Annotated in this window: 6 protein-coding genes; 5 read left to right on the plus strand and 1 reads right to left on the minus strand. The window is 35.9% G+C overall.

All coding sequences use genetic code 11. The annotated features are described in order from the left end of the window. Both GX654_04875 and GX654_04880 read left to right on the plus strand, forming a co-directional pair. Positions 1 to 834: a membrane protein insertase YidC gene (locus GX654_04875; GenBank protein NLD36185.1), complete on the plus strand. Its 834-nt coding sequence runs from the start codon at positions 1 to 3 to the stop codon at positions 832 to 834. Positions 835 to 1,175: 341 nt separating this feature from the next. Then, entirely contained in the window at positions 1,176 to 1,853 is a 678-nt protein-coding gene (locus GX654_04880; protein NLD36186.1) for a hypothetical protein, read from the plus strand. Between the two features lie 104 nt (positions 1,854 to 1,957). Here the strand turns inward: GX654_04880 and GX654_04885 are convergent, their stop codons facing one another. Beyond that, on the minus strand, positions 1,958 to 2,146 hold the full coding sequence (locus GX654_04885; protein NLD36187.1) for a hypothetical protein: 189 nt from the start codon (positions 2,144 to 2,146) through the stop codon (positions 1,958 to 1,960). Between the two features lie 265 nt (positions 2,147 to 2,411). On the opposite strand from GX654_04885, the gene GX654_04890 reads away from it, so the two are divergent. From GX654_04890 to GX654_04900, 3 genes are all read left to right on the plus strand, one after another. Continuing rightward, positions 2,412 to 2,609, plus strand: coding sequence for a hypothetical protein (locus tag GX654_04890; protein NLD36188.1), 198 nt, complete (start codon positions 2,412 to 2,414; stop codon positions 2,607 to 2,609). A gap of 755 nt (positions 2,610 to 3,364) precedes the next feature. Beyond that, positions 3,365 to 7,447: a tetratricopeptide repeat protein gene (locus tag GX654_04895; protein ID NLD36189.1), complete on the plus strand. Its 4,083-nt coding sequence runs from the start codon at positions 3,365 to 3,367 to the stop codon at positions 7,445 to 7,447. Between the two features lie 342 nt (positions 7,448 to 7,789). Then, on the plus strand, positions 7,790 to 8,857 hold the full coding sequence (locus GX654_04900) for a virulence RhuM family protein (GenBank protein ID NLD36190.1): 1,068 nt from the start codon (positions 7,790 to 7,792) through the stop codon (positions 8,855 to 8,857). Positions 8,858 to 9,548 lie beyond the last annotated feature (691 nt).

Consider the following 9,548-nt stretch of genomic DNA (forward strand, 5'->3'; position numbering starts at 1 on the left):
ATGGATCATGAACTATCTCGCCTTATACTGGCATTGATTTTAACTGGTGTCGTGTTTTTTGCATGGAATTATTATCGAGGTGTTTTATCTGATAGATCTTCAGAATCTACTATCTCTGTTAAGCAGATAGAAAAAGTTGAAGTAAAAAAAATGAATATACGAAAAGACCTGTCAATATATAAGAACTGCGGAAGACTAAAAATTGTTGTTTATCCAATTTACAGGGCATTGGAATTTATAAATGATAAAATAAAAAATCCGGGGCTCGCCCTTATCATTATAACCATTGCTATCCGGTTACTACTCATGCCCATGACTGTTAAACAGATTAAGAGTTCAAGAAGAATGGCAGAGCTAAAGGATGAGATTGGAGCAATAAAAAATCGTCATAAGGATAACATGCTGGAAATGCAAAAGGCGATTTCAAGGCTTTATTCTGAAAAGGGTATTAATCCGCTCGTGAATATTGGGCTCGGTGTCTTACAGGTTCCTCTTTTCTTTGCCCTGTATAAGATTGTAAATGAAGCATCTATCTTTTCAGGAGCGGAGTTAGGCATCTGGATTAATGACCTCAGCGCTCCTGATCCATACTTTATTCTTCCATTTTTAGCAGGGATAGCAATGTATCTTGGTTCCAGATACTCGGGAAATTCAGAAGTTCAGACGCAAAAATGGTTGATATATCTACCAACTGTTCTGTTTACGATCTTCCTGTTAAAACAGCCCTCTGGTCTGGCGTTATACATGCTTGTTGGTGCCATATTTCAGCTTGCTGTCAGTGTTGTTTCGGGTCTGGCGTTTTCTATAAAAGAGAAAAAAGGTAAAACAGCATAAAAATCCAAAACCCGGTTTTAAATGCAGCCTAAATAGCAAAATAATAGCAAAGGACATAAGATGATACATCCAATATTGGTGGATAACTGTAGGGGCAGGCCCCTGTGCCTGCCCGCATATGATGGAGCGTGCCTGCCCGCCAAAGCCTTGGAGAAGGCGGGTGCCCCTACAAATATATTAATCTCATTTTTTTTGAGAGAGTAATGAAAAAATATGATGAACCATTAAAGTCATTTTTCATTTTTGACAATTAGATAGATGTATAATAATAGATGATCAGGTTGCATTTATATCCATTATTACATCCAATCAATTTAACAATAGAAAGGGAGGGTACCTGTATGAGCAAAAAGAGAATCTTTACAGATGAAGAACTGAAGGTGATGGGAACACCCACCCTTGATCTTATCAAAAAGGCAGTGGATGCTGGTGACAAAGAAAAGGCAAAGATGCTTGCAGAGCGGCTGCAAAGCGAGATCGGGCACCTGCATGATGGTTATATGGTTTGGGTCAGCGGACTCCTTTCCTATATTTACAGGAAATTAGGTGTGGATGCAGTGGAGGAGGCTGAAAGAGAGGCACATGGTATTGAAGGAAGGTCGGTTTTTAAGCCATCAGGAAAAACTGACTTAAGATCCAGGGCTGAAGAACTGGCGAGCGGTTTAAGAGGTCACATGCAGCCCATTGTTATCAAGGAGGATGATGAAAAGATCACCCTTACCATGAAGCCATGCGGTTCAGGAGAAAGGCTTATCCAGATGGGTCTTTATGAGCCTGAATTCGGCCTTGCAAAGGTCAAGGAGCGCCATCCCGCAACATGGGGCATGAAGGATTTTCCCATCTACTGCTGCCACTGTCCGATCATGGAGATGCTAGCAATAGAGGCCACAGGCAAGATGGGCGCTGCCCACATTGTATCCGAACCAATGAAGTTTGGAGAATGCCATTTTGCCCTGTACAAAGACCCCAAAGATATCCCTGAAGAATATTACAAACGTATAGGTAAAACAAAACCCTAATGATGTTACAGTGTTTATATGGTAATTTGATGGAAGAAGGTAAAAGGATTAGTAAATATACTCGGCGGCTGACACAAGATCATCTTCTGCGGCATATGCCCAGATTACTTCACGCGCCATTTTTCCATCCGCTTTTCCATCTCCGCCTGAGTATAGACATTTCCATCTTCTATATCTTCAATACCACGTTGTATTTTCTGGCGAACATATAGGTGGTATTGAATTTCTTCAAATGTACTGCTGTCCGGAAGCTCTTTTATAAGTCGTATAGTCTCTTCTTTTACTGATAACATATTAATACCTCTCTCCTATTAATGTCCGCCATTATATTAAATCTTGTAATAGTATTCCACAATATATTAAAAACTTTGAGATATAGACATAAAAATTTTTTAAAAATGAAATTCATCCACTATCTACAACCGCAATCTTATTTTCCAGCTTTTCCCATTAAAAATTGATGGCATTCACTGAGGGCCGAAACGAAAATAAATTGCAATACATTCTATTTACCCGCCTGAGTTATTCGCATATCCGTCAACTTTTAAGGGTTAGGGCATGAAGGATTTCCCAATTTACTGCTGCCATTGCCCGATTATGGAGATGATGACCATAGAGGCCACAGGCAAAATGGGCGCAGCCCATATTGTATCCGAACCAATGAAGTTTGGGGAATGCCATTTTGCCATATATAAAGATCCAAACGATATCCCTGAAGAATATTACAAACGTATAGGCAAAACAAAACCCAAATAGAACCATATCGATTGCATTAGTCTGCACACCTATATGGTTGTAGGGTGGCATTCCTGTCCCGTCATAGCCTGAGCATTTTGCGACGGCGGATTACATGCCACCTTGTTTTAGGTGAGGTATAAAACCTCACCCTACAGAGGAATATGAAATAATGTTACAGGGTCGGTTATGTTCTCTCAATGTTATTCATACTGTGCTATTAATTCGCTATTCAGGAGAAAAGGCAAAACTGCCATTACTCCTGAATACCGATTTTGAAAAAGATTTCACAATGCCCCAGATCGTTGAAAAGCAAGTTTGGTCTGTACCTACAGCCTTTAGTCTAAAATGCTTCAGCCTACCTCCACCACTTTTCCCTTGATTTTACAAGCTATTAGGTTTAATGAATAATAAACATGTCAATACAGGCAAATATAACTGCCTTATAAATATACAATAAAAAGATGATACAAGTTTTCAGATTGTAAGCGGCAATAGTTTGTTTATGTCATTAGAAAACTAATAATCCTCAATATTAGTGATTTGCATTTTTCTGTGAAAACCGGAAAGCCGAATATAACAAATCGTATATTCGTTTTTATGGTTTGGTAGAGTCACGAAAAAAATAGGACACTAATAGTGCCCCTAGGATTGAATATCTCAAGGGTTATAAAAGGTTCGGAAAGATTTTTTGTTCTACTTAATAAAAGAGCTAAAAAGAGAAACTTACCCATTTATATACTATGCTTGAGGAATCGAACAGTAGGCTGGAATTAATGACTGAAATTGAGAAAACAGATTATCCATCTCGTACAAAGGCACATAATATTGGTGATCGAGCAGTAGACGTTTTCAGATATCGAATGCCTAAAGAGTGGATAAAAAATGAATCAAGGCGTGATTATGGATGGGACATATGGTTAACAATTAGTAAAAATGAGAAAGTAAGTGAGAATTTCTTCGTACAATTAAAAGGCTCGGACTCCCCAGAGTATATCGACAAACAAAGAACAATCAGCCTTTCATTGAAAATATCTACAGTCAATTGGTTGCTAGATTTTTTCCCGATGCCTATTATGCTTTGCATTTGTGATACAAGTCAAAAGGCTGAACCTGTATATTATACTTGGCTTCAAGAAAATATAAAAAGGATTGAAAATGGGAATCCAGCCTGGAGGAATCAGCAGACTATCTCTTTCCACATCCCAATATCTCAAGTTATTTCTACTGATTCAATAAAAGATATAGAAACTTATGTAGAGAAATATAATAATGACCTAAAAATAAATGCAGCTATTGGTGATCTACTAAGGCCCAGTTTTGGGTTTGAAAAATCCGATCCAATTTCTCTTTATACAAAAAAAGCAGAAGATCATGTTTTAGAAAAAGTCTCTCCTCTTATAATGGAAGCCGGAATAATTGATATTGTAAAAGATAGAGATAGAACTTCCATTGACCAGCTTTCTGTGGATGATCAAAAATTATTAAAAGAAATTAAGAAATCATCTTCTTTTTTGGAATCGTTTCACGATAAAGATGCAAAAAATATCCTTGAGAACATAAAAAGCAAAATTCAGAATACAACAGAAGGTAATAAAGCAAGATATTATAATAATATGGGTGTTCTTTGTCTTCACTTGAAAGAATACAAAACAGCACTCAAACATTTCCTGAAGGCTGAAAAATTACGTCCGAATGATCCTAAATTTATTATTAATTCTCTTCAAATAAAGTTTATTCTTCAATATGAGAAAGAGGGTTATAGAATCAAATTCCATAATTCATGGATTAATAAACTTGATGAAGTACTGTCAGAAAATCCTGAATATAAGTTTGCAGTGCGATTGAAAGCAAATTATTTGGGTATTACGAAAAATGCAGAAAGTGCAGAAAAATATCTTCGAGAATCAAAAAGTTGGAATGATGAATGTGTGTCCTATAGCTGTGAGTTAGCAGATTTATTTATAAATGAATCAAATTTTGAAAAAGCCATTAATTTGCTATCAGAGGTCGAAAATACTGGGAAAGATTTAAAATGGTCTTTTTGGCAACAATATGGAAGTATACTTTTAATAAAAGCATTAGGCAAAATTGGGAAAAAGCATGATCTTGAAATATATGGAACAGGTCCAAGTAATATCAATTTACCAATTCTTCGAAAAGCAGAAAAATGTCTAATAAAAGCTTGTGAAGATGCAGCAACTATTGGTTTCCCTCAAATTTCTCAAGCAAGTGTGATTAACCTTGCTGCAACCCAACGATTACTAGGAAAAGTGGATGAAGCAAAACATTATTGTAATGCTTTTTTAATCCAGTACCCTAATAATCCAGAAGTCGCCAACTCATATGTGGGATGTCTTGCTACAGAAGAAGATATTCATTTAACACTAAAGTATGCAAAAATTGCTTATAAAGCGAATCCTTCAAATAAACTGATTTATAAGAACTATCTCCTTACCCTTTACCAAGCAGAAGAGCATGATGAGTTAATAAAACTAGTATCGAATCGATTGATTGAAGGATTTACAGATCAAGACGAAGAATCACTTTCATTATCATTTTATTCGCTTGCCCTTTATGAGATTGGCGAGGAAACATTAGGACTTGAAAAGCTAAATGAAATAAAAGGAAAACCCCATATTATAGAAAATGCTACTGTAGTGGATGCTTTAATATCTAGAAAAAATGGAGCCTCTATTAAAGATGTTGCAGATATTTATAGAAAAGCATTAACAGAATACCCAGATAGCATAATTTTAAACACTCATTTTTTTGAATGCCTTAACTCTTCCGAACCTAAAGAGGCCAGTGAAAAATTAGATTGCCTAAAAAAAATAGCTAACTTAAGACAGTTAATACCAAAAGAAATCTACGAATTAGGTAATTGTTATATCACCATTAAAAAATATGATGAGGCTGTACAAATATTTGAAGAAGGTGAAAAAAGATATCCACATGAAAGCAAATTAATTTATGGCCATGCAGTTGCTTTGTCAAAAGTAGGAGATGATGAAGGTACTTACAAGATTCTAGAAAGATATGTTGAGCTAGGCAAAAAAAATTATAACATTTTAAAAAACTTTGCTTTCACAGCGTTTGAAACAGGAAGAATAAAGGAAGCAATTGAACTATTTCAGAAAGCATTGGCAAAATCGCAAACAGATGAAGAGCGAGCAGAATTACATTGTCAGTTGTGGGAATTAAAAAGACGAGGTGATTATTCAGAAAAAGACCTCCTTAATCATGTGATGTCTTTCGGTAAAGTAACTAGAAATGTGCCCGAGAATGAAGCTCAGTTTCTAATGATGGCAATGCTTACTCCACAACAAAGAGAATTGGACTCTGAAAATAAGAAATGGATTGAAGAAATCAATGAACGTTTAAAAGAATTTTCCGAAAAGTACCCAAGCTTTCCCTCTTTCAAATCTTTTAAATTACCTGAAGGTGCTTCTGATCAGGAAAAAGCTTCTGAGGTTTTATCACAAATATCAGCTATTATGCTTCCGCAATATTTGGCGACTGTACCTTTTCGATTAGCTACTCGATCAAAGCCTTTTCCGCTTGTTTTTAAAGCACAATATCTTCCAGAGATAAGATCAATATTTGATTTATGGTCTACTTCTGTTTCATCTAATGATTTCTCCAATGGTATTCATATTTGGTATGATAATAATTCTATTGAATCCGAACTGAAAAACTTGTCAGAAAGAGAGAATGTATGTGTAGATATTACAGCTCTATTGACTCTTGCAGAATTGAACTTGCTCTCTTTATTATCAGATTCGTTTAGAATAATTATATTTTCTCAGGAGACAAAAAAGACAATAGATAATGAATTGTATAATATACCTAACTCTTCAAGTCCTGTAGCTAAAAAAATTGAAGAATGGAGGCTTGCTAACCGTAAAAAGATTAGAATTAGAAATAGTACCGATGATACCAATGATATCAATTCAATAGGCAATAGTAGTAGCATAATTTTTACACCTAATTCTGAAAGAAAAATTAACAAGATATTAAGATCAGGGGTCGGTGAAAGCATACTTCTTTCAAAAGAATTGAATATTCCACTTTATTCAGATGATTCTTTCACAAGAGCATTGGGTGGAGAATCGTATGGGATTGGTGTTTTTTCCACAATATCTCTCGTTAAAAAACTCTGTTCAGATGGACAACTTACATTAAAAGATGAGACATCAGTTTTATGCGAGATGATCCGAAAAAATTTTCGAATAATTTATTTTGATAACAGTCATTTAAATATTCTTTTAGATGACTTAAAAAGGAAACACAAAAAGAAATATGGCACAAATCCAACAAAGAAAGATTTATTAGAAGATTCAAATATGGGCACACTTCTAAAGCAGTTTAACGATACATTCTTTAAGGAAGAATGGCTTGCAAAAAAAATACAGGATTGGTGGGCTTCATTATTATTAAATGAAGAGCATAATCTAATAGTTGAATGCATATATTACCCCTGCTACGCATTGTCTATGAGAATAAAAAGTGGAATAATGAATAAAATACGAAAATATGAACAAGAAGATCGACTTGCCCATATCCTTTCGTATTTATTACTAAAAAGTAATTTTGTTAACGAACAACCTATAACATTAGCATGGTCAGTAATAAAATCTTGTTGTGAAAGTATGTTCTCAAATGAAGAAGATAAATATAATAGAACCCTATATTTCTTACTACCCACATGGGTAGTCAGAGAACTTGAAGGTATGCAGATCTCAAAAGATGAAAGACTGTCCATATTAATAAGAATTTCTTCAAATATGCCTAAAGAAGACAGAGAAAATTTTGATAGAATTATTATGAAAATAAAACCTTCTTTTATGAAGTTATGAAAACCCGGTGAAAAACCTGGGTCTCCATTGACATTGGATAGATTAGGAGCTGTTCTGCAACAAGGATGAGTTTAACAAGATGACTAAAGTAGCAATTGTTAACGAGGAAAAATAACCAGATGCCTGCTACCCGACTGAAGATATTAATAAGCAGTGTGCAAAACGAGTTTACTGATATCAGGCGTGATCATAAGGCATCGAATACGATGCGTTTAAAAATGAGGCCGGGTCAAATGGTTTTCCCCATACACCTCAAAAATGGATGATGTGGAATTATATTTACCGGGATAATATTTTGCAGATATTCAAGCGCATAAACCAGTATACGAAGGTGAGTGAAATATGAAAGAAAAAGAAAATCAAGCACTGGTACATTCAAAAGGACAATTTCTGGTTTATCAGGCTGAAGATGGTAAACTCAAGTTGGATGTCCGGCTGGAAGATGAAACTGTCTGGCTGACCCAGCAGATGATGGCAGAATTGTTTCAAACAACAAAGCAGAATATAAGTCTTCACATTCAAAGGATCTTTGAAGAGGGTGAGTTGATACCGGAGGCAACTGTCAAGAAATACTTGTCAGTTCGAAAAGAAGGAAGTCGGGAAGTAAAACGTCTACTTGATTATTACAGCCTGGACATGATCATCTCAGTCGGTTACCGGGTAAAAAGTCATGTTGCCACACGTTTTCGCATTTGGGCGACAGAACGGTTGAAAGAATATATTGTAAAAGGTTTTATCCTGGATGATGAGCGTTTAAAAAACCCTGATCAGCCGTTTGATTATTTTGAAGAACTCACCAGGCGCATTCAGGATATCAGGACCTCGGAACGGCGGTTTTATCAAAAAATCACCGACATATACGCCACCAGCATTGACTATGATCCTACACTGGATATCAGCATAGAGTTTTTCAAGACAGTTCAGAATAAAATGCACTGGGCAATAACCGGCCAGACAGCAGCAGAAATTATCCATTCCCGTGCTAATGCGGATAAACCTAATATGGGCTTAACTAACTATAGAGGCGCAAAGGTTCGTAAACAGGATGTAACTATTGCTAAAAATTACCTTACAGAAAATGAACTTGCGGCTCTAAACAATCTTGTTGAACAATACCTGATTTTCGCCCAGGGTCAGGCAATGCGTCGCATCCCCATGTATATGAAGGACTGGATTAAAAAACTTGATGGATTTCTTACAATCAATGACCGGGATATCCTGAACCATGCAGGAGAAATCAGCCATGAAATGGCAAAACAATTGGCCGAGACTGAATATGATAAATTTCATGAAAAAAGGCTTTCATCGGCAACAAATGAATTGAGTGATTTTGACAAGGTGCTGGATAATATCGATACATCAAATAAAAAGCTGAGTAAACCGCGAACCACACGAAAGAAAGACAAATGAAAAGCCGGAATCTACCCTTGATATTGGACAGATTCGGTGTTGTTCAGCAACAAGGATGAGTTTAACAAGAAGAGTGAAGTAGAAATTAAAAACGAGGAAAAATAATCAGATGCCTGCTACCCGACTGAAGATATTTATAAGCAGTGTAAAAAAAGAGTTTACTGATATCAGGCGTGATCTTAAGGCATCGAATTCGATGCCTTTTAAAATGAAGCAGCGTCAAACAGTTTTACCCATACACCTCAAAAATGGATGATGTGGCATAATATTTCCCGAAAATGATTTGATAGAATTTTCAGTTGTAAAGGAATACTTTACACCTCGCTCAGACAATAAAAACTACAAAACAAAGTTCTATAGTCTTCGAAAAGCCGGAATCTACCCTTGATATTGGACAGATTCGGAGCTGTCCAGCAACAAGGATGAGTATAATGGGATGACTGAAGTAGAAATTAAAAACGAAGAAAAATAATCAGATGTCTGCTATCTGGATGCGGGCTGAAAGTTTAAAATCTTTCCGACAGGAAATCTTTTAGAACAATGACTTTAATCTCACCCACCTGTTGTAGCTGGTCGTGATAAATTGAGCCAAAAATGGTCGTTAAGAATTGAGCCACTCTGGTAGAGGCAAGGGATTATTAGTATATTAAGAGATTTAATCCCAGATACAGAGGAGAACGGCTTGAAAAAA

Source organism: Desulfatiglans sp., assembly GCA_012513605.1.
Lineage (GTDB): Bacteria > Desulfobacterota > DSM-4660 > Desulfatiglandales > HGW-15 > JAAZBV01.

What these genes read in the sequence shown, in the direction of transcription:
- GX654_04875 (NLD36185.1), top strand. Translation starts at nt 1, where the DNA reads ATGGATCATGAACTATCTCGCCTTATACTGGCATTGATTTTAACTGGT.
- GX654_04880 (NLD36186.1), top strand. Translation starts at nt 1,176, where the DNA reads ATGAGCAAAAAGAGAATCTTTACAGATGAAGAACTGAAGGTGATGGGA.
- GX654_04885 (NLD36187.1), bottom strand. Translation starts at nt 2,146, where the DNA reads ATGTTATCAGTAAAAGAAGAGACTATACGACTTATAAAAGAGCTTCCG.
- GX654_04890 (NLD36188.1), top strand. Translation starts at nt 2,412, where the DNA reads ATGAAGGATTTCCCAATTTACTGCTGCCATTGCCCGATTATGGAGATG.
- GX654_04895 (NLD36189.1), top strand. Translation starts at nt 3,365, where the DNA reads ATGACTGAAATTGAGAAAACAGATTATCCATCTCGTACAAAGGCACAT.
- GX654_04900 (NLD36190.1), top strand. Translation starts at nt 7,790, where the DNA reads ATGAAAGAAAAAGAAAATCAAGCACTGGTACATTCAAAAGGACAATTT.